This is a genomic window from Methylobacillus glycogenes JCM 2850 (assembly GCF_000617925.1).
GTDB classification, from domain to species: Bacteria; Pseudomonadota; Gammaproteobacteria; order Burkholderiales; family Methylophilaceae; genus Methylobacillus; species Methylobacillus glycogenes.
Genome location: NZ_BAMT01000001.1, coordinates 223,461 through 249,078 on the forward strand (window position 1 = coordinate 223,461; position 25,618 = coordinate 249,078).

The 25,618-nt window shown below is 55.3% G+C and carries 23 protein-coding genes and 3 pseudogenes; 13 read left to right on the top strand and 13 right to left on the bottom strand.

Annotated features, from left to right (window positions below):
• Nucleotides 1-50 precede the first annotated feature (50 nt).
• Nucleotides 51-2,136, top strand: a pseudogene (metG, locus tag JCM2850_RS16230) (methionine--tRNA ligase).
• Between the two features lie 89 nt (nucleotides 2,137-2,225).
• On the opposite strand, the gene JCM2850_RS01045 reads toward metG, so the two are convergent.
• The 11 genes from JCM2850_RS01045 to aat all read right to left on the bottom strand — a co-directional run bounded on the left by JCM2850_RS01045 (nucleotide 2,226) and on the right by aat (nucleotide 11,787).
• On the bottom strand, nucleotides 2,226-2,540 hold the full coding sequence (locus JCM2850_RS01045) for a ComEA family DNA-binding protein (RefSeq protein ID WP_025869442.1): 315 nt from the start codon (nucleotides 2,538-2,540) through the stop codon (nucleotides 2,226-2,228).
• A gap of 159 nt (nucleotides 2,541-2,699) precedes the next feature.
• The gene (gene pyrF / locus JCM2850_RS01050; protein WP_025869443.1) at nucleotides 2,700-3,407 is read right to left on the bottom strand and encodes an orotidine-5'-phosphate decarboxylase; all 708 of its coding nucleotides are present in this window, start codon (nucleotides 3,405-3,407) and stop codon (nucleotides 2,700-2,702) included.
• Nucleotides 3,404-4,567 (bottom strand): lipopolysaccharide assembly protein LapB, encoded by a 1,164-nt coding sequence (lapB, locus tag JCM2850_RS01055; protein ID WP_199898223.1) that lies wholly within the window; start codon nucleotides 4,565-4,567, stop codon nucleotides 3,404-3,406. The genes pyrF and lapB overlap by 4 nt, the downstream gene beginning before the upstream one ends.
• A gap of 125 nt (nucleotides 4,568-4,692) precedes the next feature.
• Nucleotides 4,693-4,956 carry a LapA family protein gene (locus JCM2850_RS01060; RefSeq protein WP_025869445.1) on the bottom strand — a complete coding sequence of 88 codons (264 nt, stop codon included), beginning with the start codon at nucleotides 4,954-4,956 and terminating at the stop codon, nucleotides 4,693-4,695.
• Nucleotides 4,957-5,084: 128 nt separating this feature from the next.
• Complete coding sequence (locus tag JCM2850_RS01065) at nucleotides 5,085-5,369, bottom strand: integration host factor subunit beta (RefSeq protein WP_025869446.1); 285 nt, start codon at nucleotides 5,367-5,369, stop codon at nucleotides 5,085-5,087.
• Between the two features lie 12 nt (nucleotides 5,370-5,381).
• On the bottom strand, nucleotides 5,382-7,085 hold the full coding sequence (gene rpsA / locus JCM2850_RS01070; protein ID WP_025869447.1) for a 30S ribosomal protein S1: 1,704 nt from the start codon (nucleotides 7,083-7,085) through the stop codon (nucleotides 5,382-5,384).
• 94 nt (nucleotides 7,086-7,179) lie between these two features.
• Nucleotides 7,180-7,866 (bottom strand): (d)CMP kinase, encoded by a 687-nt coding sequence (cmk, locus tag JCM2850_RS01075; protein WP_025869448.1) that lies wholly within the window; start codon nucleotides 7,864-7,866, stop codon nucleotides 7,180-7,182.
• Nucleotides 7,867-7,882: 16 nt separating this feature from the next.
• On the bottom strand, nucleotides 7,883-9,187 hold the full coding sequence (gene aroA, locus JCM2850_RS01080; RefSeq protein WP_025869449.1) for a 3-phosphoshikimate 1-carboxyvinyltransferase: 1,305 nt from the start codon (nucleotides 9,185-9,187) through the stop codon (nucleotides 7,883-7,885).
• Between the two features lies 1 nt (nucleotide 9,188).
• On the bottom strand, nucleotides 9,189-10,070 hold the full coding sequence (locus tag JCM2850_RS01085; RefSeq protein ID WP_025869450.1) for a prephenate dehydrogenase: 882 nt from the start codon (nucleotides 10,068-10,070) through the stop codon (nucleotides 9,189-9,191).
• 260 nt (nucleotides 10,071-10,330) lie between these two features.
• Complete coding sequence (locus tag JCM2850_RS01090) at nucleotides 10,331-11,095, bottom strand: arginyltransferase (protein ID WP_025869451.1); 765 nt, start codon at nucleotides 11,093-11,095, stop codon at nucleotides 10,331-10,333.
• Nucleotides 11,092-11,787 carry a leucyl/phenylalanyl-tRNA--protein transferase gene (aat, locus tag JCM2850_RS01095; RefSeq protein ID WP_036265334.1) on the bottom strand — a complete coding sequence of 232 codons (696 nt, stop codon included), beginning with the start codon at nucleotides 11,785-11,787 and terminating at the stop codon, nucleotides 11,092-11,094. The genes JCM2850_RS01090 and aat overlap by 4 nt, the downstream gene beginning before the upstream one ends.
• A gap of 127 nt (nucleotides 11,788-11,914) precedes the next feature.
• Here aat and JCM2850_RS01105 point away from each other — a divergent pair, with 127 nt between their 5' ends.
• The 4 genes and pseudogenes from JCM2850_RS01105 to JCM2850_RS16235 all read left to right on the top strand — a co-directional run bounded on the left by JCM2850_RS01105 (nucleotide 11,915) and on the right by JCM2850_RS16235 (nucleotide 15,561).
• The gene (locus tag JCM2850_RS01105) at nucleotides 11,915-12,349 is read left to right on the top strand and encodes a hypothetical protein (protein ID WP_025869453.1); all 435 of its coding nucleotides are present in this window, start codon (nucleotides 11,915-11,917) and stop codon (nucleotides 12,347-12,349) included.
• 70 nt (nucleotides 12,350-12,419) lie between these two features.
• The gene (locus JCM2850_RS01110; RefSeq protein WP_148301157.1) at nucleotides 12,420-12,767 is read left to right on the top strand and encodes a hypothetical protein; all 348 of its coding nucleotides are present in this window, start codon (nucleotides 12,420-12,422) and stop codon (nucleotides 12,765-12,767) included.
• A 3-nt stretch (nucleotides 12,768-12,770) separates the two neighbouring features.
• A complete protein-coding gene (locus JCM2850_RS01115) occupies nucleotides 12,771-14,156 on the top strand; it encodes a TolC family protein (RefSeq protein ID WP_088177724.1) in 1,386 nt (461 codons plus the stop codon).
• Nucleotides 14,156-15,561, top strand: a pseudogene (locus tag JCM2850_RS16235) (multicopper oxidase family protein). Before JCM2850_RS01115 ends, JCM2850_RS16235 begins: the two are co-directional and overlap by 1 nt.
• A 24-nt stretch (nucleotides 15,562-15,585) precedes the next feature.
• Here JCM2850_RS16235 and JCM2850_RS01125 read toward each other — a convergent pair.
• Nucleotides 15,586-15,789 carry a heavy-metal-associated domain-containing protein gene (locus JCM2850_RS01125; protein ID WP_025869456.1) on the bottom strand — a complete coding sequence of 68 codons (204 nt, stop codon included), beginning with the start codon at nucleotides 15,787-15,789 and terminating at the stop codon, nucleotides 15,586-15,588.
• Between the two features lie 134 nt (nucleotides 15,790-15,923).
• On the opposite strand from JCM2850_RS01125, the gene JCM2850_RS01130 reads away from it, so the two are divergent.
• The 6 genes from JCM2850_RS01130 (at nucleotide 15,924) to JCM2850_RS01150 (ending at nucleotide 21,796) form a co-directional block, all read left to right on the top strand.
• Nucleotides 15,924-18,269, top strand: coding sequence for a heavy metal translocating P-type ATPase (locus JCM2850_RS01130; RefSeq protein ID WP_025869457.1), 2,346 nt, complete (start codon nucleotides 15,924-15,926; stop codon nucleotides 18,267-18,269).
• The gene (locus JCM2850_RS23685; RefSeq protein WP_369384792.1) at nucleotides 18,266-18,415 is read left to right on the top strand and encodes a MerR family DNA-binding transcriptional regulator; all 150 of its coding nucleotides are present in this window, start codon (nucleotides 18,266-18,268) and stop codon (nucleotides 18,413-18,415) included. Before JCM2850_RS01130 ends, JCM2850_RS23685 begins: the two co-directional genes overlap by 4 nt.
• Nucleotides 18,406-18,660 (top strand): MerR family DNA-binding protein, encoded by a 255-nt coding sequence (locus JCM2850_RS23690; protein WP_369384793.1) that lies wholly within the window; start codon nucleotides 18,406-18,408, stop codon nucleotides 18,658-18,660. Before JCM2850_RS23685 ends, JCM2850_RS23690 begins: the two co-directional genes overlap by 10 nt.
• A gap of 61 nt (nucleotides 18,661-18,721) precedes the next feature.
• Nucleotides 18,722-18,979, top strand: coding sequence for a hypothetical protein (locus JCM2850_RS21525; protein ID WP_159105105.1), 258 nt, complete (start codon nucleotides 18,722-18,724; stop codon nucleotides 18,977-18,979).
• Nucleotides 18,980-19,013: 34 nt separating this feature from the next.
• Nucleotides 19,014-20,621: a sensor domain-containing diguanylate cyclase gene (locus tag JCM2850_RS01145; RefSeq protein WP_234406013.1), complete on the top strand. Its 1,608-nt coding sequence runs from the start codon at nucleotides 19,014-19,016 to the stop codon at nucleotides 20,619-20,621.
• A gap of 26 nt (nucleotides 20,622-20,647) precedes the next feature.
• A complete protein-coding gene (locus tag JCM2850_RS01150) occupies nucleotides 20,648-21,796 on the top strand; it encodes a hypothetical protein (protein ID WP_025869460.1) in 1,149 nt (382 codons plus the stop codon).
• Nucleotides 21,797-21,874: 78 nt separating this feature from the next.
• Here the strand turns inward: JCM2850_RS01150 and JCM2850_RS16245 are convergent, their stop codons facing one another.
• A complete protein-coding gene (locus tag JCM2850_RS16245; protein WP_234406014.1) occupies nucleotides 21,875-22,900 on the bottom strand; it encodes an OmpP1/FadL family transporter in 1,026 nt (341 codons plus the stop codon).
• Here JCM2850_RS16245 and JCM2850_RS22210 point away from each other — a divergent pair.
• Entirely contained in the window at nucleotides 22,874-23,146 is a 273-nt protein-coding gene (locus JCM2850_RS22210; RefSeq protein ID WP_234406015.1) for a hypothetical protein, read from the top strand. The genes JCM2850_RS16245 and JCM2850_RS22210 overlap by 27 nt on opposite strands.
• Nucleotides 23,147-23,229: 83 nt before the next feature.
• Nucleotides 23,230-25,603 (top strand): annotated as a pseudogene (locus JCM2850_RS16250) (YgiQ family radical SAM protein).
• Nucleotides 25,604-25,618 lie beyond the last annotated feature (15 nt).

Below are 25,618 nucleotides of genomic sequence, written 5' to 3' on the forward strand. Positions count from 1 at the left end.
GCGCTGTTTTGCTAGAATGCAAGATTATCTTGTCGCCAATTAGTCAAACCATGTCTGGAAACACTCTGAACACCCCACGCAAAATCCTGGTTACCTCCGCATTGCCTTATGCCAACGGCAGCATACATCTTGGCCATATGGTGGAGTATGTACAAAGCGATATCTGGGTGCGTTTCCAGCAGATGCAGGGGCATCAGGTGCATTACGTCTGTGCCGATGATACCCATGGCACGCCCATCATGCTGCGCGCAGAGAAAGAGGGCATCACCCCTGAAGCGCTGATTGCCAAGGTGCATGCCGAGCATTACGCGGATTTCAGCGATTTCCTCGTGCGCTTTGATAATTATCACTCGACCAATGCCCCGGAAAACCGCGAGTTATCCAGCCGCATCTATAAAGCACTCAAGCCAATGACAAAATTGCCACGCGCACCATTGAGCAATATTACGACCCGGTCAAACAGATGTTCCTGCCGGATCGTTTTATCAAAGGTGAGTGCCCCAAGTGTCATGCCAAGGATCAATACGGCGACTCTTGCGAGGTGTGCGGCACGACTTATAGCCCCACCGAGCTGATAGCGCCGTATTCTGCCGTCTCGGGTGCAACCCCTGTCCGCAAGGAAACCGAGCATTACTTCTTCAAGCTCAGCGAGTGCGAGGAGTTTCTCAAGCAATGGACCCGCTCTGGCACCTTGCAGGCCGAAGCCGCCAACAAGATGGGCGAATGGTTTGCCTCTGGCTTGTCAGACTGGGATATCTCCCGTGATGCGCCTTACTTTGGCTTTGAAATTCCTGATGCGCCAGGCAAGTATTTCTACGTCTGGCTGGATGCGCCTATAGGCTATATGGCCAGTTTCAAAAACCTGTGCGAGCGTACAGGTTTGGATTTTGACGAATACTGGAAGGCTGATAGCAGCACCGAGCTTTATCACTTCATAGGCAAGGATATTTTGTATTTCCATGCCTTGTTCTGGCCTGCCACGCTGAAATACTCGGGCTATAGACAGCTACGCAGATTTTTGCCCATGGTTTCCTGACCGTGAATGGCGAGAAAATGTCCAAGTCACGCGGCACTTTCATCACTGCGCGTAGTTATCTCGAGCATGTGAAGAACCCAGAGTATTTGCGCTATTACTATGCCGCCAAGCTCAATGGCACGATGGAGGATATAGACCTCAATCTTGAGGACTTTATCGCCCGCGTGAATAGCGATTTGGTAGGCAAGTACATCAATATCGCCAGCCGTACCGCAGGGTTCATCAACAAGCGCTTTGGCGGCAAGCTGGGGGCTTCTGAAGCGGATGTAGAAATCACTGGGGGTGCATTGCGCATTGCCGATGAAATCAAGCAGGCGTTTGAAGCGCGGGACTATGCGCGCGCCTTGCGTGAAATCATGGCATTTGCTGATCGCATCAATCAATATATCGCCGAGCAAAAGCCCTGGGATTTGGCCAAGCAGGAAGGCCAGGAGGCCGCATTACACCGCGTTTGCAGCACGGCCATTCGTTTATTCCGTGACCTGACCGTGTTCCTCAAACCCGTGCTGCCTAGTCTTGCAGCGCAGGTAGAGCGCTTCTTGCAGGTGGACGCACTGCAATGGCAGGATTTGCAAACGCCGCTGGCTGATGGCCATGTCATTGCTGCGTATGATCACCTGATCACGCGTATAGACCCCAAGCATGTAGAAGCCATGGTGGAAGCCAATAAGGAATCGCTGCAGCCAACTGCGAACGTGCAAGCTAGCGCCCAGCCAGCTGCTGCCAAGGCCACTGGCGCTAAAGTCACTGACGATAAGCAAGAGGCTGATAACTACATCAGCATCGATGATTTCAGCAAGGTGGATTTGCGCATCGCACGTATTGTGAATGCTGAGCATGTGGAAGGCGCAGAGAAGCTGCTACGTTTGTCACTGGATATAGGTGAGGACCAGCCACGCCAGGTATTTGCTGGCATCAAGTCTGCCTATGACCCAGAAAGTCTCAAAGGCAGGCTGACAGTAATGGTGGCCAATCTGGCACCGCGCAAGATGAAGTTTGGTCTTTCCGAGGGCATGGTGCTGGCGGCCAGCGATGAGCGCGGCGGGCCTTATATCCTCAGTCCGGACAGTGGTGCGCAGCCTGGTATGCGCGTCAAATAAACAAAAACCCCAGGTTTTTACCTGGGGTTTTTTTACGCCTGCTTCTGCAAATTTTCAGCCTAGCATCGCTAGGCTAAAACGGGTAGGTATCAGTCCGCTTTCTTTTCAGTTTTCGCTGCCGCAGGCTTATCTGCTTTTGCGGGTTTGGCAGCACCCACGGTGAACTCACCTTTGAGTTTATCCACGCTTTTCTTGCCAAATCCCTTCACATTATCCAGCTCATCCACACTTTTAAAATTGCCGTGCGCCTTGCGGTAATCAACGATGGCCTGAGCCTTGGCAGGCCCTATGCCATTGACGGATTCCAGCTCGGTCACGCTGGCATTGTTGAGATCAACGGCGGCAAAAGCAGGGCAGGACAATCCAATCGCCATCAGGGCGGCAATAATGATGTTTTTATTCATGATGCAGACACTCCCAAACAGTTGTTGAAAAGATGTTGATGCACACTCGCATTTTTACTATTTACTATTGTCAATTGCTTATTGCGAGTTTGGCCATCATATCCCTGCCGTTAGCCGGGTTCAACAAAATATTGATTACATTCAGGAGCTTAATGAAGACTAGTTACTAATGCTCAGATCAATCTGCCGTAGTGCTTGCAGCGGATCTGCTGCCTGGGTAATTGGGCGGCCTATCACTAGATAGCTAGAGCCCAAGGCCAGCGCTTCTGCTGGCGTGGCAACCCGGCTTTGATCATCCAGGCTGGCTTCGGCAGGGCGTATGCCCGGAGTAACCAGTTTGAAATCCTGGCCCAGCGCTTGACGCAGCACTGGAGCTTCTTGCGCCGAACACACCACACCGTCCAAGCCAGCAGCTTGTGTCAGCTTGGCCAAACGCAGCACATGCTGCTCCAGCGGCGTCTCTATCCCCAGTTGCTGCAAGTCAGCCTGATCCATGCTGGTGAGCACCGTGACCGCAATCAGCAAGGGCTGCTGACCGCTTCTTTCCACGCCTTCTCGCGCGGCTTCCATCATCTTGCTGCCGCCAGACGCATGCACGTTGAGCATCCATACCCCCAAACGACTGGCGGCTTCGCAGGCCTTGGCTACCGTATTGGGGATGTCATGGAATTTGAGATCAAGAAATACACCGAAACCCTGGCTGACCAGTTGCTCCACCAGGGCCGGACCTGCTGCCGTAAACAACTCCTTGCCCACCTTGACCCGGCACAGTGCAGGATCGAGTTGTGCCGCCAAGGCCAGTGCCGGGCTGGCGCTGGCATAGTCGAGTGCAACAACGATCTTGGGGTCAGAGGAGGCTATGGTCATATCGCGGATTCCTTGCTTTCAGGTGAGAGGGATTCCCAGGCATTGCAGGCTGGGCACTGCCAGTGGAAGTTACGCGCACGGAAGCCACATTGGTCACAGTAATGCGCACTGCGATTGCCTATAGCGTAACGTACGGTTTGTTGCATCAGCAGGGCATCCTGCTGGTTGGCGCCTTCCAGCTGCGATTGGGCGCGCAAAAACTGATCCAAGGTCTGCAGGCTGGGCTTGCGGCTGAGTTCTTCACGCGCCAGGGCTTCGGCGCTGGCCGGGCCTTCTTCCGTCAAGGTGGTTTCATAGACGAGATTGAGGATGGAAGGGAGCTTATAGGTTTGCAAATAGCCTTTGAGCACGGCGATGCCTTCGTCCAAGCTGCCCAAGGCCTTGTAGCTATTGAGCAGTTTGGGCGCCACCAGGCCCAGGTATTCAGATTGCTGGAATTCCACACGCTTCCAGAAGGAGATGGCGAGCTTGTGGTTGCCATTGGCGGCTTCCAGATCACCCAGCATGATATTGGCGCGGGCGCAGCGCTTGTCGGCCTCTATGGCCATATCCAGGGCATGACGAGCGCTATGGCTATCGTGTTCCAGGATGGCTTTCATGGCGATTTCACAGTGGAACTGCGCCACTTCTTTACGGAAGGAAATGCCAGACAGGCGCTCCAGATCAACCGCACTCTTGATGGCATTGTTCCATTCGCGCTCGCGTATATAAATTTCCAGCAGGGCGCGCAAAGCGGTCTGCTTGTAGCGGCTGTCATGCAGCGAGGTAAACAATTCCTCGGCCCGGTCAAACAAACCCGCCTTGAGATAATCCTGCGCCAGTTCTGCCATCACTGCCTGTTTTTGCTGTTCTGGCAGTTCTTTGCGCTCTAGCAGGCTGAGGTGTAAATGTATCGCGCGATCTACTTCGCCACGCCTGCGGAACAGGCTGCCCAGCGCAAAGTGCAGCTCCATGGATTCCGCATTGGCTTGCACTGCCTCAATGAAAGCTTCTATGGCTTTGTCGTGCTGATCGCTAATGAGGAAATTCAGACCCTTGAAATAAGCCGCAGGCAGGGCGGTGGATTCGGTCAGCAGCTGATTGATATCCACGCGTGCGGCAAGCCAGCCCAGCGTGAAGAAGAGGGGGAGGGCGAGTAGCCACCAGTATTCAAATTCCATGATTGATTGTTTAGCCCTGTTTGATTGGCCTATTGCATAGACATATTTAAGTTGGCCAGTTGCTGGCTGCTACAGCCTGGGTTTATTGCCAGGCTGTTTGATCATTGCTGCGCTGATGCCTGGCTTCAGGTTTTGTTATTGAGCTTGAGGTTCTTGATTTCACGTTCCAGCGCCAGCAGCTTGCGGCGTTGGCGGATCAATGAACCCAGGCAAGCGATAATCCCGGCAATGATGCCGCTGAAGAAGGTAATCAATAACATCAGCGACAGTGGTGCTTTCCAGGAATAACCCAGGTAATAGGCCAGCTCCACCGTTTCCGAGTTCTTGAAGGCGAAGCCCAGCAGCAGGATGAACAGCAGGATACTGAGTATGGTGTATAGGGTACGCATACCCCGATTTTACCGAAGCCCTGCCTTAAGCGTGAAAAAAATCATGGCAAAAACATAAAAAAAGCGGCAGTTCCGTTAAGGAAGCTGCCGCTTTTCTAGCACAACTACTGTAGTTATTACTACTGTGCTTATTCGTTAAGGTCTACGCGTTCGCGCAATTCCTTGCCTGCCTTGAAGTGAGGTACATACTTCTTGGGCACCTGCACTTTTTCGCCAGTCTTGGGGTTGCGACCAAGTCGTGGAGGACGGTAGTTAAGACTGAAGCTACCGAAGCCACGAATCTCGATGCGCTCGCCTGAGGCAAGGTTGTCCGTCATCGAGTCAAGGATAGCCTTGACCGATAACTCTGCATCCTTGACCACCAGTTGCGGAAAACGCGCAGCCAGGTTGGCAATCAACTCCGATTTGGTCATGACGCTATGACCTTACTCGTTGTTTTTGCCGTCAAGCTTAGCCTTCAGCAAAGCGCCCAGGTTGGTGGTGCCAGCAGAGCCGGCATCATTGCTGAACTTTTGCAGTGCATCAGCTTCGTCTGCAAGATCCTTGGCCTTGATAGACAGGGCGATAGAACGGCTCTTGCGGTCGATGTTGGTGATGCGGGCTTCGATTTCTTCGCCTTCCTTGAGCACGGTGGAAATGTCTTCAACCTTGTCACGGGAAACTTCAGAAACACGCAGGTAGCCTTCAACTTCGTTGTCCAGGGTGATAACGGCACCCTTGGCTTCCAGGGACTTCACAGTACCCTTAACGATAGCACCCTTGTCATTCAGGGAGGTGTAAGCGCTGAATGGATCGCTGTCCAGTTGCTTAACGCCCAGGGAGATACGCTCCTTCTCGACATCAATGCTCAGTACAACGGCTTCCAGCTCGTCACCCTTCTTGAAGTTGCGGATAGCTTCTTCGCCAGATTGGTTCCAGGACAGGTCGGACAAGTGAACCAGGCCATCGATGCCACCAGGCAAACCGATGAATACGCCGAAATCAGTGATGGACTTGATTTGGCCGCTGACTTTGTCGCCCTTCTTGTGGGAAGCTGCGAAATCATCCCAAGGATTAGCTTGGCATTGCTTCATGCCCAGGGACAGACGACGACGGTCTTCGTCGATTTCCAGGATCATGACTTCTACTTCGTCGCCCAGTTGAGCGATCTTGGCAGGATGTACGTTCTTGTTGGTCCAATCCATTTCGGAAACGTGTACCAGACCTTCAATGCCTGGCTCGATTTCAACGAATGCACCGTAGTCGGTCAGGTTGGTGACCTTGCCGAACAAACGGGTGCCCACTGGGTAACGACGGCCCAGAGCAACCCATGGATCGTCGCCCAGTTGCTTGATGCCCAGGGAAACGCGGTTCTTCTCTTGATCGAACTTGAGGATCTTGGCTTCAACTTCTTCACCAACAGTCAGCACTTCGGATGGGTGCTTGACGCGGCGCCATGCCAGGTCGGTGATGTGCAGCAAGCCATCGATGCCACCCAGATCAACGAACGCACCGTAGTCGGTGATGTTCTTGACGATACCCTTAACCACTGCGCCTTCTTTCAAGGACTCAAGCAGTGCTTCGCGGTCTGCGCCCATGCTTTCTTCCAGCACGGCACGACGGGAAACCACGACGTTGTTACGCTTGCGATCCAGCTTGATAACCTTGAAGTCCCATTCCTTGTTTTCGAATGGAGTGGTGTCTTTAACTGGACGCAGATCAACCAGTGAACCTGGCAGGAATGCGCGGATGCTGTTAACCATAACAGTCAGACCACCCTTGACGCGGCCATTGACCATGCCCTTGATGATACGGGATTCGTTCATCGCTTCTTCGAGGTCTTGCCATGCAGCCAGGCGCTTAGCCTTTTCACGGGACAGCTTGGTAGAACCGTAGCCGTCTTCGAGGGACTCGATGCATACCTTAACGAAGTCGCCAGCACTGACTTCAAGTTCGCCGCGATCATTGCGGAATTCGGAAGCGGGGATAACGCTTTCGGACTTGAGGCCGGCGTTAACGATGATGAAGTCATCATCTACAGAGACAACTTCAGCGGTGATCACTTCACCAGAGCGCATTTCCTGGCGAGCCAGGCTTTCCTCAAACAGGGCTGCAAAGCTTTCTGTGGAGGTGGTTGAAAGGTTAGCCATTAAAAAAATATCCAGATAATCCCGCCTAGCAGCGGGTCAAATTAAAAAAACCATGAATCGGTGGGATTCACGGCGCACTTACTACAAACACTACTTACTGATTTGATAAAGCCTGCGTGTCAGCGTGGTGGTAATCCAGCACGGTGTTGACCGCCTGCTCTATACTTAGCTGGCTGGTTTCCAGCAATCTTGCCTGATCACATTGCTGCAACGGGGCAACGGGCCTGGCCCTGTCTCGCGCGTCGCGGGTTTGCAAATCCTGCAGGATGTCGTGCAGATTAGCATGGTTTCCTTTTTCCATCAACTGTTTATAGCGCCTCTCAGCCCTGACCTCAGCAGTGGCGGTAAGGAAAATCTTGGTGCTGGCATCGGGAAATACCACGGTGGCCATATCCCTGCCATCCGCCACCAGGCCTGGGGCCTGGCGAAAGCTTTTCTGCAACGCCAGCAGGGCACTACGCAAGGCTGGGTGCACAGCGACTTCAGAAGCGCCGCGACTGATCTCCTCGGTACGCACGGCGTCGGTGATGACTTCGCCATTAAGCACAATCTCGCCGCCTTCAAAACGGATATCCAGCTCAGCGGCCATTTTGGCCAGCGCTGCCTCGTCTTGCCAGGAGATATTACGCGCGCGCGCCGCCAGTGCGGCAATGCGATATATCGCGCCGGAATCGAGATAATGGAAGCCCAGCGTCTGGGCCACGCGTTGCGCCACCGTACCCTTGCCAGAAGCGGAAGGGCCATCGATGGCAATGACGGGAATGTTTGCAGATAAGGTCATAAGTGCGGATGAATGCTTATTGGTCTTGAATCAGCGCGGCAAAGCGCTGGAAGTAGTCAGGGAAAGTCTTGGCAACACAGCCAGGGTCGTTGATGATGACGGGTACGCCACCCAAAGCCACCAGTGAGAAGCACATGGCCATGCGGTGATCATCATAGGTATCTATGCTGGCGTTAGGCGTCAGTTGCGCAGGAGGTGTGACTTTGAGGTAGTCACTGCCTTCTTCAACAATAGCGCCTACCTTGCGTAATTCTGTCGCCATCGCGCTTAAACGGTCAGTTTCCTTGACGCGCCAGCTGGCGATATTGCGTAGGGTGCTAGGGCCATCGGCAAATAAAGCCAGAATCGCCAGTGTCATGGCGGCATCGGGGATATGGTTGCAGTCCAGGTCCAGCGCCTTCAGCGGGCCTGCTGCTGCGCTGACCTCTATCCAGTTGTCGCCTGCCTTGACCTGCGCGCCCATCAGGCTGAGCGCTTCTATAAAGCGCACATCGCCTTGTATGCTTTTGCTGCCTACGCCTTCTACTTTTACCGGGCCGCTACCTATCGCGCCTGCCGCCAGGAAGTAGGATGCGGAAGAAGCGTCACCTTCTACATGCACGCTGCCAGGGCTGGTATAGCGACTGTTGGCAGGGATGGTAAAGCTGCGCCATTCATCACGCTGCACCTCAACGCCATAGCGCGCCATCAAATTGAGCGTGATTTCAATATAGGGTTTGGATATTAATTCACCCACCACCTCTATACGCGCCTGTTTGCCGCTCAAAGGCAGCGCCATCAGCAGGGCGGTGAGGAACTGGCTGGAGACATCGCCTCTGACTTGCAAGGCTTGGACAGAACCCAGGTCGGCATCAGGCGCAGCAGGGTGTATATGTAGCGGCGGGAAGCCGGGGTTGCCCAGGTAATCAATCGCGGCACCTGCTGCGTTGAGCGCATCTACCAAATCACCGATAGGCCGCTCATGCATACGCGCCACGCCCGAAAGCTCGTAATCGCCGCCTGAAAGCGCCAGGGCTGCGGTCAATGGGCGAAACGCCGTCCCGGCATTACCGAGAAACAGCTTGGCCTGCTTGACCGGGAAATCACCTGCCGTGCCGTGCACCAGCCAATGGTGCGGGCCACGTTGTTCAAGTTTTACCCCCAGCGCTGTCAGGGCTTCCAGCATGCGTTGAGTGTCGTCCGAGGCCAGCACATCGTGAATTTCGGTATTGCCTTGCGCCAGGGCAGACAGCAGCAGAATGCGGTTGGAAATACTCTTGGAGCCTGGCAGCTGGGTAGTGCCACTGGCTTGTTGCGCTGGGGCTAGGGTCAAGGTTTCCATATCAATTTTTCCAGTTGGCGTCTTGTTGCTGATTGGCCCAGGTATTTCTGGCCTGGCTGGCGCATTCAAAGATGGCTTGCAGCGCGGGAGCATCACTCTGCTCCAGGCTGGCACGCAAGCTGCTCAAGGCCGCTTGATAAAGATCCAGCTCGGCTAATAAGGCCGTGCGGTTGGCCAGGCTGATATCGCGCCACATTTCTGGTGAGCTGCCCGCGATGCGCGTGAAATCACGGAAGCCGCTGGCGGCAAATTCAAAGAACAGGCTGGCATCGTCACGGTTGGCGAGTTCGTTGACCAGGGCAAAGGCCAGCAAGTGCGGCAAGTGACTCACCGCAGCAAAAATCGCATCGTGTTCGCTAGCACTCATGATGCGGATGCGCGCCCCTGTACTCAACCAAAGTTGGCGCACGGTTTCCAGCGCCGCAGGGTCAGTATCGTGCTCTGGTGTCAGTACTACGTTTTTTTGCTGGTACAAGCTGGCTAGTGCTGCTGCAGGGCCGCTTTTCTCTGCACCTGCTATGGGGTGGCCGGGCACAAAGCGGCTGCTGGCCGGGCCGAGCAAGGCACGAGCCTGTAGTGCAACATCGTGCTTGGTGCTGCCTGCGTCGGTAACAATAGTCTGGGCTTCAAGATGAGGGGCTATGTTGCGCAAAATGCCGGGAATCTGCGCCACAGGGGTAGCGATCAGAATAACATCCACGCCTTTGACCGCACTCGCTATATCCGTGGCGGCTGCGTCTATGATGCCCAGGCTGAGTGCCTCCTGCAAACTCTCCCCATTGCGACCTATACCTGTGATATGCCAGCCTGCGCCAGCAGATTTCAATGCCAGGGCCAGGGAGCCACCTATAAGGCCAACGCCGAAAACAAGCAGTTTTTTCACGATCACTGTTATTTCAAAAAAGGGAGAGCAGAGGGAAACCGCAATTGTAGCATGCTGGGCTGCCCTGGCAGGGAGGGCGAAGGCTGGGGAGGGTTAAGCAGTTTGTAGCGAAGCAAGCGCGGCGTTTTGTGCCTGAGCAACAAAACGCCGGTTGCCTGGAGATGACAAGGAGCAGTGTTTGAGAACCGGAATTGGGGGATTTAGTTCATTGCGACTCGCAAAATTAGCGGATATTTTTTTAGCGCTGAGATCAGCATGCATCAAGATTCAGTGGCTGCAACTTCAGCAGCAGGCAAAGCAGGCTCAGTATGTATGGCTTGCCATTCACCATTGACTAGCCCCTGCTGTGGCAGGAAGTTTTTCTTGTAAGCCATTTTGCGGCTTTCCTTGATCCAGTAGCCCAGGTAGAGATAGGGCAGTTGCAACTGGCGGCACCATTGCAGCAGCCAGAGCACATTGAAAGTGCCGTAGCTGGCCTGGGTGTCTGCGGCATCATAAAAGGTATAGACCGCCGAGATACCATCAGCGACTACATCCACCACGCTGACCATCTTCAACTGACCTTGCTTGCGAAACTCCACCATCAGGCTTTCCACATTGCTTTGCACCAGAAAGTTGCGATATTGCTCTGCGGTTTCCGGATCGCCACTGCCATCATGCCTGGCCACCTGGTAAGCCGTATACAAGGCGAAATGCTCTTCAGTAAAGCGCAGCTCCATGAGGCTGACTTCCAGGTCTAGATGCTGCTTCCAGGCGCGGCGCTGGCTGCGCTTGGGCTGGAATTCATTGACTGGCAGTCGGACCGGGATGCAGGCATGGCAGCTTTCGCAATGCGGTCTGTAGGCAAACTTGCCGCTACGGCGGAAGCCCATCTGGATCAAGCCGCTATAGGCTTGTGCATCAATCAAATGATGCGGTGTGGCAATCAGTGATTGCGCAGGCTGATTGGCCAAATAACCACAGGCATACGCCGTGGTCGCGTAGAACTGAATTTTGTGCAGGTGCTGTTCGCCAGGCAATGTCATGAGGGGTAGTGTACCAATTCATGCAAGCGTTGGGAGAATTCCAGGCGCGAAATTTCCCTGGCGCCCAGCGAGGCCAGATGCGAGGTATTCATCTGGCAATCTATCATGCCGCAGCCCTGAGCCTCTAAGTGCCTGACCCAATGCACCAGGGCCAGTTTGGAAGCATCGCTGACATGATGAAACATGGATTCACCATAAAACATATTGCCCAGCTTCACACCATACAAACCACCCACCAACTGGCCGTCCATCCAGGTTTCGGCACTGTGGGCATAGCCCATACGGTGCAGCGCCAGATAACCCTGCATGATGTCCTGCGTGATCCAGGTGCCATCCTGGCCTTCACGCGCGGTGCTGGCGCAGGCCAGCATGACTTGCTCAAACGCGCTATCAAAGCGGATTTCGTAATCCTCACGCCGTAGACGTTTGGCCAGGGAGCGTGAAACCTTGAGCTCTGCCGGAAACAGCACCATGCGCGGGTTGGGACTCCACCAGAGTATGGGTTCACCCGGGCTGAACCAGGGGAAAATGCCTAGCTTATAGGCTTGCAGCAAGCGCTCGGCGCTGAGATCGCCGCCTATGGCCAGCAGGCCATTGGGCGTGCTCAATGCCTGTTCAGGCGCGGGGAAGGGCGTGTCGCCATCCAGTGCACGCACCAAGCCCCCTGGCAAACGGTAATATTGATGACTCATGGTTGAAGATGCCCGGATGCAAAAGCTAGCAAAGGAAACGTGGGCAGAGGCTGCGATGAAAGGGCTGGCAACATGCGGCCAGTATAGCGACTTTACCGGGCTTGGGCTCCTATGCTAAGGTTCGCGCATGCCCAAATTGCATCTGCACAAGTTGCGTATTTATATTCTGCTGTTGCTGGCGGTATTCCTTGCGGATATCGTTTCTGCCAACGCCAGCCTGCATTTGCCTGCCACTCAGCCTGGGTCGCCGCTGGCAATGCAACATCAGGGCATGCATCATGAAAGTATGGATCATGAAAGTATGCATCATGGCCTACAGCATCAGCATGATGCGGCGGCGCAGGATGCCAGCCCAGAAAATACTACAGACCACACGCAGCAACATGCGGGTAAATGTGGCAGTTGCCATGATTGCTTGTCCTGCTTCAGCGTCCTGCCCGTGGCACTCTCCCAAGCTGCTGCCGCATTGCCGCAACGCCATCAGGCCGCCAGTGTGCACAGCATTTACTACCCACCTGCCATCGCGCAATTACAGCGTCCGCCCATACTCTCACGCGCCTGAACCGCTGCGGCTTGCCGCAGCTGATGGACTTGCCTTAGGGCAAGCTAAGCAATTAGCGCATGGAGTATTCATGAAATACTTAAGATCACCACAAGCTTGGGGTTTGGTCCCCGCTTTTAAAACCCGCGTACTCCCCGTATCACTAGCCACTGCCATTGCCATGTTGGCCAGCACTGCACAGGCAGACAACGCATTGTCTTATCAACCCGCGCTGAGAAACTACCAGCGTTTTGAGCAGGCTAAATCACCTAGCCAGGCTCATGATCATGCAAGGCATGAGGTCAGCTCCCAAGATGCAGGCATGCCTGGTCAGCATCAACAGCATGAGATGCGTGCGCATGAGAAAAACCATGAGCATATTCATGATCACAGCCATGACCCTAGCCATGATCATAGCCATGCTCACGAGCAGGAGTAGCTCATGAAACTCGCCATGAAGACAGTTATCAACGCTACGGTCTGCCTGACACTGCCCATAATGCTGAGTGCCTGTGCTGGTTTCAGCCGCGATGGTGGCTTGGATGAAGTACGTAGCCTGACGCACAAGGATGTGCGCGCGCAGAGTGCCAGTGATGCTGGCCTGCAACAGCAATCTCAGGACTTGTTAGCCCAGCCTTTGGGCGTGGATGAAGCAGTGCAATATGCGCTGTGGAACCACAAAGGCTTGCAGGCCGATATTGCAGCACTAGGCATAGCCGAGGCCGACCTGGTGCAAGCCGGGCGTTTGCCCAACCCAGGCTTTAATATGCTCTACACCCGCAACAATGGTGAGTACAAGATAGAGCAGGTGTTCGGTTTCAATATCCTTGCTTTTGCCACCATGCCCATGGCCAAGGCAGCCGAGCAGCGGCATTTTGACGCGGCCAAGCAGCGCCTCAGTTTGCAAGTATTGCAACTGGCGCAGTCCGTCAGGCAAGCCTGGGTTGAAGCCGTGGCTGCCGAGCAATCCCTCATTTATGCGCAGCAGGTGATGCAATCTGCCGAGGCCGCGGCCGAGCTGGCGCGGCGCATGCATGCCCAGGGTAACTGGAGCAAGCTGGAGCAGGCGCGCGAACAAAGCTTTTACGCCGATGCCGCGCTGGACTATGCCCATGCCCGTGACCTGCAAATGCAAAGCCGTGAGCATTTGAGTCGGCTACTGGGCCTGGGCGACAGCGCACATTTCCGCCTGCCACAACGCCTGCCGGATTTGCCGCAAGCCGAAACTGAGTTGCTGCAGGTTGAACAGCAAGCCTTTAGCCAGCGCCTGGATTTGCAGGCGCGCAAGCTGGAGCTGCAAGCCTTGGCAAAACAACTGGGGCTGACCAAGGCCACGCGCTTTATCAATGTGCTGGAAATTGGCCCGGCGCGCGTGCTGGAAGGGCGCAGAGGTGAGGCCTATAAGAAGGGCGTGGCGCTGGGCTTTGAGTTGCCTATCTTTGATAGTGGTGCGGCCAGGGTCAAACGCGCCGAAGCCGTGTATAGCCAGGCGCTGGAAGCTACAGCTCAAGCCACGGTGGATGCAGAGTCTGAGGTCAGGCTGGCGTATCAGCAATATCGCTTGCGCCACGAAATGGCAACGCATTACCAGCAGGAAATCGTGCCCTTGCGCCAGCGCATATTGCAGGAGAGCCAGTTGCGCTATAACGGCATGCTGCTGAGTGCTTTCGAGTTGCTGAGTGAGGCCAGAGGCCAGATCCACAGCGTCAATCAATATATCAATGCGCTACGCGACTTCTGGTTGGCGGAAGCGGCATTGACTATGTCCATGCAAGGACCTGCTTCTATGAGTCCGTCAGCGCAGGCCAGCAGTGGGAGGGGAGAGTAATGCTTAATCGCAGAGATTTTTTCAAAATGAGTGCAGCCGCGGTTGCGGTCAGCAGCGTCAGCAAAGTGGCCATGGCGGCCTTACCGGAAATCGCCAGCGTGAGCGGGGCGGAAACCCAGGCACCATCAGCACCTGCCACTGGCAGGCCTTATCATCCCGTGGTGACGCTGAATGGCTGGAGCCTGCCCTGGCGCATGCGCAATGGCGTCAAGGAGTTTCACCTGGTGGCCGAGCCTGTGCTGCGCGAGATTGCGCCCGGCATGCAGGCCAAGCTCTGGGGCTATAACGGCCAAAGCCCAGGCCCGACCATAGAGGTGGTGGAAGGGGACAAGGTGCGCATCTACGTCACCAATCGTCTGCCTGAGGCCACCAGTGTGCATTGGCACGGCCAACGTCTGCCCAATGGCATGGATGGCATCAGCGGCCTCACCCAACCTGCCATCGCCAGCGGCAAGACTTTTGTCTATGAGTTTGAGGCCAAGCGCGCCGGGACTTTTATGTATCACCCGCATGCCGATGAAATGGTGCAGATGGCCATGGGCATGATGGCTTCTGGGTCACGCATCCCAAAACCCCAGACTTTATGCGCGTGGATAGAGATTATGTCTTCCTCATCAACGCCTATGACATAGACCCCGGCAGCTACACACCCAAGGTCAACACCATGCTGGATCAGAATATCTGGACCTTCAACAGCCGCGTATTCCCGGGCATTGCGCCCATGGTGGCAGGTGTGAATGAGCGTGTGCGCATACGCGTGGGCAATCTGAGCATGACCAATCACCCCATCCATTTACACGGTCATGAGTTTGTCGTCACGGGTACTGATGGCGGTTGGACACCTCCAGCCTCACGCTGGCCCGAGGTGACCACAGATATCGCAGTCGGTCAGATGCGCGCGATTGAATTTATTGCCGATGCCCCTGGCGACTGGGCTTTCCATTGCCACAAGAGCCACCACACCATGAATGCCATGGGCCATCAGGTGCCCACCATGATAGGCGTCAATCAGCAGGGGCTGGTGGATAAGATCACTAATCTATTGCCGGATTACATGCCCATGGGCACAACAGGCATGGCTGAGATGGGCGAGATGAGCATGCCTTTGCCGGAAAATACCTTGCCCATGATGGCGGGGCAAGGTCAGTTCGGCCCCATGGATATGGGCGGCATGTTTACCAGCGTCAAGGTCAGGGCAGGCTTGAAGGCAGGGGACTACAGCGACCCTGGTGATTACCAGCACCCGCCCAATACGGTGGCTTATGAGTTTGATGCTGAAGCAGTGCCGGTGACGCGTGCTGCGCCGCTAAAGCCTGATGGCTCTGCGTTGCAGGTGCGTAAGCCTGGCAAGGCCAAGTCAGGCAATGCCAAGCCAGCAGGACATAATGGCCACGAAGGGCATTGAAGGCGGATTTAAGCCTGTGCTTGTCTAGCCAGGGGTATAGCCTGCCTCAGTAATCGCTGCGCGGAATTGTTCTGGGGCTACATCGCTGGCGATCTGCACAGTCTTGGCGGCGAGGTCTATATTGACCTGGGCTTGTGCATCCACTGCCAATGCAGCCTGGGTGATGGCTTGTACACAGTGTTGGCAGCTCATGTCGGCTACTTGGAAAGTGCTGTTGAAATTTGCCATGAGGTCTCCCCTGCTTGAAGTTGAGTGCGCAGTATGAACCTTGCCCTCATGGTAAAGTCAAGCTTGACCTTGCCCTATGGTCAAGGTTTAGGCTGGGACTTGTCATCAAGGGCCAGCCAGCAACAGGAGAATTCATGCAGAATCAACCATCAAGCACCACAAACAGTACTGCAAGTCGCGATTCAGAAGCTTCGCTCAAGCTGGACTTTGCCATTAGCGGCATGACTTGTGCCGCCTGCGCAGGCCGTATAGAGCGCGGCCTCAACAAGCTGCCCGGTGTCAGTCTGGCCACGGTGAATCTGGCCACCGAGCGTGCACATGTAGAGATCAGTGCTGCGGCGGCGCAAGCCGCAATTGCAGCGCCAGAGCAGGCCGAAGCAATTGAGTTAGCTGTGAGCAAGCTAGGCTATGGCGCCAGCTGGCTCCAGCCTGAGGCCCCAAGCCAATTGCCAGCGCCTGCGCATGATGGCTGGAAAGTCATACTGGCCGCGCTGCTGACCCTGCCACTGGTGTTGCCCATGCTGGGGGCTTTATGGGGCCAGCACTGGATGCTGCCTGGCGGCTGGCAATTATTGCTTGCCACCCCGGTGCAGTTCTGGCTGGGGGCACGCTTCTACCGCGCAGGCTGGAAAGCCGCTATCAACCTGGCAGGCAATATGGATTTGCTGGTGGCCATAGGCACCTCTGCTGCTTATGGATTATCGCTATATCAGCTGAGCCAGGGCGCAGCGCATTTGTACTTTGAAGCCTCTAGCGCCGTGATTACCCTGGTGCTGCTGGGTAAATGGCTGGAAGCTCGCGCCAAGCAGCAGACCACGGCGGCGATACGCGCCTTGCAGGCACTGCGTCCGGAGACCGCACGCCTGCGTAAAGACGGCAAGGAATGGGATGTGGCGATAGAGCAAGTCCGCGTAGGTGATCTGGTGGTGGTGAGACCTGGCGAGCATATTGCCGTTGATGGGCAGATTCTTGAGGGCAGCAGTCATATCGATGAAGCCCTGCTGACTGGTGAAAGCCTGCCTGTAAAACGCAGTACGGGTGAGCAGGTGACTGCAGGCGCGGTCAATCTGGATGGCGTGCTGCTGGTGCAGACTAGCAAGATAGGCGCTGATACTGCCCTGGCACGCATCATACGGCTGGTGGAAGATGCGCAGGCGGTCAAGCCAGCGATACAGCGCCTGGTAGACAAAGTCAGCGCCATCTTTGTACCTGTGGTGCTCGTCATTGCGCTGATCACCCTGCTGGGCTGGGCCTGGCATGATGGCAACTGGTCGCAGGCCTTGCTCAATGCTGTTTCCGTGCTGGTGATTGCATGCCCTTGTGCCCTGGGGCTGGCCACACCTGCCGCCATTATGGCGGGCACAGGCGTGGCGGCGCGTCACGGCATCTTGATCAAGGATGCCGATGCCCTGGAACTGGCACACCGCATAGACACCGTGGCGTTTGATAAAACTGGCACCTTGACCGTGGGCAAGCCCAGTCTGGTGAAAGTCATGGCGCTTGAGCCTGCGCAGGAGCAGCGCTTGCTGCAACTGGCGGCAGCACTCGAACAAGGCAGCCAGCACCCGTTGGCGCGCGCCGTGCTGCAACATGCCAGCAGTCTAGGCTTGCATCTGCCGCAGGCCCAAGAGGCACAGGCTTTGCCTGGGCGTGGCTTGCGCGCCAATGTGATTGAAAGAGCAGCAGCACAGGGTGAAAGCTCAGGCAGCACCACAGTGTGGTTGGGCAACCGTCTGGCCATGCAGCAGGCAGGGGTGAGCTGGTCTGCTGCACATGCGGCTGAGCCTGTGCTTGAAAAAGAGGCGCAAAGCTTGCAGGCCTCAGGCTACACACTGTCTTGGCTGGCGGTCGCCGAGAATGATCAAGGCGCGCGGCTGCTTGGTTTTCTTGCCTTTGGTGATGCGCTCAAGCCTGAAGCCAAATCCGCGGTACAGAAATTGCATGAATTGGGCATCAAAGTGCTGCTGTTAACCGGAGACAATGCCGCCAGTGCGCATAGGCTAAGCCAGCAACTCACTCTGGATCAGGTATATGCCGAGCAATTGCCAGAGGATAAGGCAACACTTGTGACGACATTTCGCCAACAGGGGGCGGTGGTGGCCATGGTGGGGGATGGCATCAATGATGCCCCGGCGCTGGCAGCAGCGGATGTAGGGTTTGCGATGGCCAGCGGTACCGATGTGGCCATGCATACCTCGGGCGTGACCCTGATGCAGGGCAACCCGGAACTGGTGGCCGATAGCATTGCTATTTCGCGTCTGACCTATCGCAAGATCAGGCAGAATCTGTTCTGGGCTTTTATCTATAATTTGGTCGGCATACCCTTGGCGGCCTTGGGGATGTTAAGTCCGGTGGTGGCAGGCGCGGCCATGGCGCTGAGCTCGGTCAGCGTGGTGCTGAATGCTTTGACCTTGAGGCGCTGGCGGCCCAGTGCTGTACAGCATGGGTCGGCAGATTTAGCGCCAGGGGTAGAGCAATGAATATAGGCAAGGCGGCATTGGCGAGCCAGGTCTCAGCCAAGATGATACGGCATTATGAAACGCTGGGCTTGATACCCGCACCAGCGCGAACGGCGGCAGGTACAGACAATATCGTGCCCAGGATGTACAAAGGCTGGTGTTTGTGAAGCATGCACGTGAGCTGGGCTTTTCGCTGCAGCAGATCAGTGCCTTGATGGCCTTGTGGCAGGATCAGGGCAGGGCGAGCCAGGACGTGCAGGCGATTGCCCAAAAGCAGATTGCGCTTTTGGCACAGAAGATCAAGCAGTTACAGGACATGCAGCAGTCACTGGAAATACTGGTGACTAGTTGCCATGGAGATAATCAGCCTGAATGCGCGATACTGGAACATTTGCAGACGATAAAGCAATGAATCAGTGACAGAAAGCTAAAAATATAATGAAATTAGCCAGACCGAGGTAAAATGCCCAGCCATGCAAATTGACGCCAACACAACCGCCCAGTTTTTGCGCCCCAGCCTGATACGGCAGGGCCTGGTGTGTGCTGCCAAGGTGCTGCCTGCTGGTTTGAGTTTCTCTGCGTTGGCTGACGCTGAGTCCAGGTTTTCCGACTCGGCGTGCGCTGAACTTATCGTGCATCACCCCCTTGTCGTGCATCACCACCTTGCAGGTCACGACCACCTTGGTGATTCTCAGTGTTGGGTTTATGCGCAGTCCAAGCACAATTACTAAACCACTCCTGCGCTGCCTGCTGCTGGACTTGCTGATGATGCAGGCCCTGTGGGCCTACGCTGCCCCCCTGGTCAGCGAGGGCCGCTGGTATGAGCTGGATGCGCAAACCGTCTCTGCACTGCAACACGCCAAAGAGCTGGGCAACTATATTGATAGCAAGGACCTTGAAGTCGTTACGCGCCCCGCCAGTACGGGGGGGCACTATCTTTATAAAACCAGCTTCGAGGTAGTCACCCCCGGCACCTATGTCGTGGATTTCAAAAGCTCCAGCGTGGTCGGGCGCTTTACGCATCATTTATTCAATGCCCAGGGCGAGGAAATCTACACCCTGGAGGGGGGCATACAATCCAGCGTGCCCAACCCCTTTATGTTACGGCATGGTCGGGATGTGCCGCTAAGCCCAGGACATTATGAACTGGTGTCCGAGGTCAGTTCGCCCTTCTTCCTTGCGCATCCCGAGCCTTATGTTGTTAATGAGGCGGAGTACCAGCAATCCATCAAGGCCAGCAACGCCATGGTGCTGATCTGCTACGGTGCCATGCTGATACTCACCATTTACTACGCCGCCCTCGGTTACGTGCGCAAGCAGGTTACCGACTATATGTACGCGTTGTTCATCTTCGGCAACCTGTTCTACAACGGCGCTGCCTTGTTGATTCTGCCTGATCTGGCGGGCATGCACTGGTTCTACCTCATCAGTATTCCCATCCTGTTCTCCAATATTGCCTATGTGTTTTTTGTCATGCATTTACTGGAGATGCGCAAGGATGTGAATTCTGGGCTATACCGCGCAGGTCGCATCATTATTGTGGTCTTGCTGCTGTTTATTCCGGCCGCGGCCATCTGGCCTAACTGGTCGCTGGAGTTTGATCGATATGGCGTGGGCATCATCATGCTTTACGGCCTGGTTTCCAGCAGCATCAAGTCCTGGCATGGCAATCTGATTGCCAAATACTACTTGGTGGCGATTCTGGCCTTCTTCCTGATTGGCTCATATTCCATCACCAATACCCAGGTCTATGGTTCACAGACCTTCTATATCGAGCACTTTGGCATGCTGGCCGTGACCGTGGAAATGATCTTGCTGGCACTGGTGCTGGCGCGGCAATTTGCTTTGCTCAATAACGAAAAAGAACACGCACTGACGCTCTCGCAGCGCCATCTGCAGATTGCCCATACCGATGCTCTGACTGGCTTGCCCAATCGTTATGCGCTGGATCAGGAACTGGACATGCTGCCGCCAGAAGGAGTGCTGATCTTTATCGACATTGATGGCCTCAAGTATTACAACGACAACTTTGGCCATAAGCGCGGTGACGAGCTCTTATGCGGCTTTGCGCGTGCTGTGCACGATGCCATCAGCGAGGCTGGCGTGCTGCATCGCATAGGCGGCGATGAATTTGCCATCACCAGCCCGCAAGGCAATGTGCAGTTACTGGAACAGCGTCTACAGGCGGCGATGCGTGTTCTGCATCAACAGGGATTCGAGTTTTCAGGCATGAGCTATGGCATAGCTCATGCCATGGAAAGCCGGGATGGCAATGTGCTGAAGTACCTGGCTGACACCCGCATGTACGCCCACAAGCGTGAGCGGCAAAAGGGAGTCGTGCAGTACCCAAGAAAAGCAACAACATCTATCTAAACTAATAACAACTTGAAGGGGAAGAGATGAAGAAGTGGCCTTTGCTGTGGCCAGTGCTGTTATGCCTGGTGTTACCTTTGATTGCTGCGTGGTTTGCCTATCCTGATACCCATTTGCCGCCCGGCTTTGGGGTGTTCCCACCGGATTATGTCTCCGACATGCCGGGTTTCAACCTGCTGGTGTTTACTGTTGTCGCCCTGGTTGAAATTGCGTTTGGTATTTTCCTGTTGTTCCCCACCTGGTTCGGTTTCAAGCAAGTCAGTCCCGGCCCGCAACCCAGTAAATTGTCTTTCCCCATCTGGTTCTGGATAGGCGGCGTCTTTATGCTGTTCTTCTGGTGGCTGATGTGGACGCGTGTCACACCGTTTGGTGACCTGGTTTACTACGCTTTCAGCCCAATGTGGTGGGGCTTTATCCTGGTGCTGGATGGTCTGGTTTACAGGCGTAACAATGGTAATTCGCTGGTTTCCAGCAAGCCCAAGACCTTTGTCATCAGCGCGCTGGTATCGGTGTTTGGCTGGTTGTTCTTTGAGTACTACGATTACTTCGTGCTCGGCAACTGGTATTACCCCAATACCCATATCCCTGGCCTCTCGCACAGTATGATTGTGGCGCTGTTCCTGATTGCCTACACCACAGTCTGGCCAGCGATTTTTGAGTGGTATACCCTGCTCAAGACTTGCCCCAAGCTCTCGGTGCGCTATACCCAGGGCCCTAAGCTGGCTTTGCCCTCTACCTTGCTGATCTGGGGCGGTTTTGCCTTGATCTTCCTCATGACCTTCCTGCCTTACCCCTTGTTCTGGGTGGTGTGGATAGGCCCGATGGCGGTGGTGTCCGGCGTGCTGATCCGTCTAAATATCTGGAACCCGTTCAGCGCTTTGGCTGAAGGCAATTGGGCCCCCATGATACTGGTGGCATTGGCGTCATTGTTCAACGGCTTCTTCTGGGAAGTGTGGAACTATGGCAGCGCTCACCCCATGCCTGAGCTGGCCACCAACCCCAACTACTGGATTTACAACATCCCTTACGTCAACGTCATTCATATCTTTGCCGAAATGCCTTTGCTGGGCTTCTTTGGCTACTTGCCGTTTGGCGTGCTGGTCTGGGTGGTGTTCATCTGGGCGGGCAAGCTGCTAGGTTTTGATACCAGCATAGACCTTGATCAGAAGTCCTAGTCTGTAGCTGCAAGTACTAAACAAAAGGCCGGCATATGCCGGCCTTTTTTATGGCGTGAAGCTTGCGAAAGTCTTAGCTTATTGCCATTGGCGGCTCAGCATAAAGTGCAAGAACAAGGCCTCGTTGCGCAGCTGGGCATTGCCGAAAGGGAGCTCGGGGTTGTTGTAGTTGACCTTGACTACGGGTGAGTATTCAAAGCCGCCAGTGAAAGTCCATTCCGGGGTGAATTTATAGGCTGCACCTGCGGTGTAATGATGTTCCAGTATGCCAGCGATAAAGGGCGTGGTGTGGGAACGCGGAATAGGGTTTTTGCCGTAGTTGTAGCCCGCGTAGAGCGTGGTTTTGTCGTTAAGCTCATAAGCCGTGCCCAGAGCAATTACTACCTGATTGCTCCAGTCCAGGCGGTTGCTGACCGAAAGCTCTGCCGGGCCGGGCCCATCAGGGTTGCGCGCTGTCAGCGTGCTGCTGTTGAGCGCGTCATCCCAGTTGATCCAGTTGACCTTGGCCGAGAGCAGCCATTGATCATTCGGTTTCCAGGCAGCGCCCACCGCAAATTCGCGCGGAGTTGCCAGGCCTTCCAGCTTGGCATCCTGATATTCGGTAATGCCGAAACCAGTATTGAAACGTAGATTGCCACCACTGAGTGATAACTTGGTTTTCTCGGTATAAGCCGCTCCCAGGGTGATGGTGGGTGTGAGCTTGTATTGCAAACCTATCTTGAAGTGCGGGCGCATGCCATCTGCATCGTTGAAATCGGTGCCTACGCCGGGTGTAGAGCGGAACAAAGATTGCTGGATACGGGCATAAGTGACACCAATGGTGCCGCCCAGCGCCAGCCTTTCCGTTACCTGACAGCCCATACCGAAGCTGATTTTGGCGATGCCGAACTTGGCGGCGAAGTCATCACGGGTACCAAAGGCATTGTCAAAATTGCGGAACACGCCGCCTGCGCCACCCTGCACAAAGCTGCCCACGCCTGCCGCACAGGGCAGGGAGTCCAGCGATTGCACATAACCGCCACCGCCCAGCAGAGTAAAGTGATTGCTGGCGTGGGAATCGGTGCCAAACTGATCGGCGTGCGAAAGATCCAGCGTGCGCAACACACTGCCAAAGCCATTGAAGACCTTGCCATGGATTTGGGCCAGGCCAGCGGGTTGGTGTTAATCGCGGAAGAATCTCGTGCCACAGCGACATCTGCACCGCCCATCAGCAAGGATTCAGCGCCAAAGCCTATCAAGTTGAAGCCATTGGTGGCATGGGCAGGCAAAGCCAGACCCAGTAGCACGGTGGCCGCTCCCCGGCCTGCCAGCGACATGTTAATGCGCAAGAATGAAGTCTTCATTGAATAATTACCTGATTAATATGTTGATTTCAGAAAAAAATTATTTGTTTTCATCATGATGAGTGCTTTCCAAGGTAAAATGCCCCCCCTATGGAAACACCTCGTTTATTAAGCGCTTATCGCCCGTATTGGGCCAAGCGTTTTGGTACCGCCCCTATGCTGCCCATGAGCCGCGCCGAAATGGACGCTCTGGGCTGGGACAGTTGCGACATTATTCTGGTGACTGGCGATGCCTATATCGACCACCCCAGCTTTGGCATGGCCCTGGTCGGGCGTTTGCTGGAAGCTCAGGGTTTTCGTGTTGGCATCATTGCGCAGCCTGACTGGCATTCGGCTGATCCTTTCCGCGTGTTGGGCAAGCCCAATCTGTATTTCGGTATCACCGCTGGCAATATGGATTCCATGGTCAACCACTACACCGCTGACCGCAAAATCCGCTCCGACGATGCCTATACACCCAATGCTGTGGCTGGTCGCAGACCTGACCGCGCTATTCTAGTCTATTCACAACGCTGTCGGGAAGCATTCCCGGGTGTACCCCTGATCATAGGCAGTATAGAGGCCTCGCTGCGCCGTATTGCTCATTACGATTACTGGTCGGACAAGGTCAGACGCTCGGTACTGATAGATTCCAAGGCTGATTTACTCATCTACGGCAATGCTGAACGCGCGCTGGTGGAAATCAGCCATAGATTAGGGCGCGGTGAAAGCGTCAGTGAAATCAATGATGTACGCGGCACGGCCTTCCTGCGCAAGCAATTGCCTGAGGGCTGGGAAGAAGTGGCCTCTACCGCATTGGACAGGCCAGGCAAGGTGGAAGAGCAGATAGACCTTACGCCATGGAACCTGCCATGGACAAGACGGGCGCATCCTGCGCATCTACGGCCGCTGCCGCCGCCAATAACGATGGCTTGGCACCCGGTGTGCAGGCCATCACCATAGTACGCAAGCCCAAGGTCAAGGCTGACCGCAGCCGCCAGTTCATACGCCTGCCTGCCTATGAAGAAGTGGTGCAGGATGCGGTGCTCTACGCCCATGCCTCGCGTGTGCTGCATCTGGAAGCCAACCCCGGCAATGCGCGCGTGCTGGTGCAGCGCCATGGCGACCGCGAAGTCTGGCTCAACCCGCCACCCATCCCGCTGACCACACGCGAGATGGATTATGTCTATGACTTGAGCTATGCACGCTCGCCACACCCGGCTTATCAAAAGGAACGTATCCCGGCCTGGGAGATGATACGGTTCTCGGTCAACATCATGCGCGGCTGCTTTGGCGGCTGCACTTTCTGCTCCATCACCGAGCATGAAGGCCGCATCATACAAAGCCGTTCCGAGGCCTCCATCCTCAAAGAGCTGGAAGAAGTGCGCGACAAGGTCGAGGGCTTTACCGGGACTATCTCTGACCTGGGTGGCCTACCGCCAATATGTACAGGCTGGCCTGCAAGAGCGAGCAGATTGAGAAATCCTGCCGCAAGCTGTCTTGCGTCTTCCCCGGCATTTGCGAAAACCTCAATACCGATCATTCGCACCTGATTCAGCTATACCGCAAGGCACGTGCGATTCCTGGCATCAAGCGCATACAGATAGGCTCAGGCCTGCGCTATGACCTGGCAGTGAAATCGCCGGAATACGTCAAGGAACTGGTGCAGCATCACGTTGGCGGCTACCTCAAGATTGCACCTGAGCACTCTGAAGAAAACGTGCTCAACAAGATGATGAAGCCAGCAATGACGGCTTATGACGAATTCAAGGCCATGTTCGAGCAGTTCTCGCGTGAAGCGGGCAAGGAGCAATATCTGATTCCTTACTTCATCGCCGCCCACCCTGGCACTACCGATGAAGACATGCTCAACCTGGCACTCTGGCTCAAACGCTATGACTTCAAGCTGGATCAGGTGCAGACCTTTACGCCTACGCCCATGGCCATGGCCACCGCCATGTACCACTCCGGCAAGAACCCGCTGCGCAAGGTGACGCACGACAGCGAGGAAGTGCCTGTGCCTAAGGCGGGTAGTGTCCGCCGCCTTCACAAGGCCTTTATTCGTTATCACGACCCCAACAACTGGCCCATGCTGCGTGAGGCATTGAAGCGCATGGGACGTGAAGACCTGATAGGCAGTGGCAAGAAGCACTTGATCCCGGCCTGGCAGCCTATCGCGCCCAGGGATGCGGTATTGGTCAATGGCAGCCGTCGTGGCGGTGCTGACTCTGCCGCGGCAGGCAGGGCTGGAGCAGGAAGACAGGGTGCCGGAAGACAAGGTGCAGGCAGAGCTGGTGCTGGAAACAATAGCGCCGGAAAATCTGCTGCGGGCAGGTCTTCATCTGCAAACGCTGCGTTTACGCGTGGCGGTAAAACTGGATCTTCAAGCTCACCACAACCTGCCGTGCGGCCAGCCCGGCCTGCGCATCCAAGGCCAGCGTCCAGCAAGCCGTCCGGCAAAAAGCCTGGTCGTCCACAGCGTTAAAGCTCTGCATGGTCG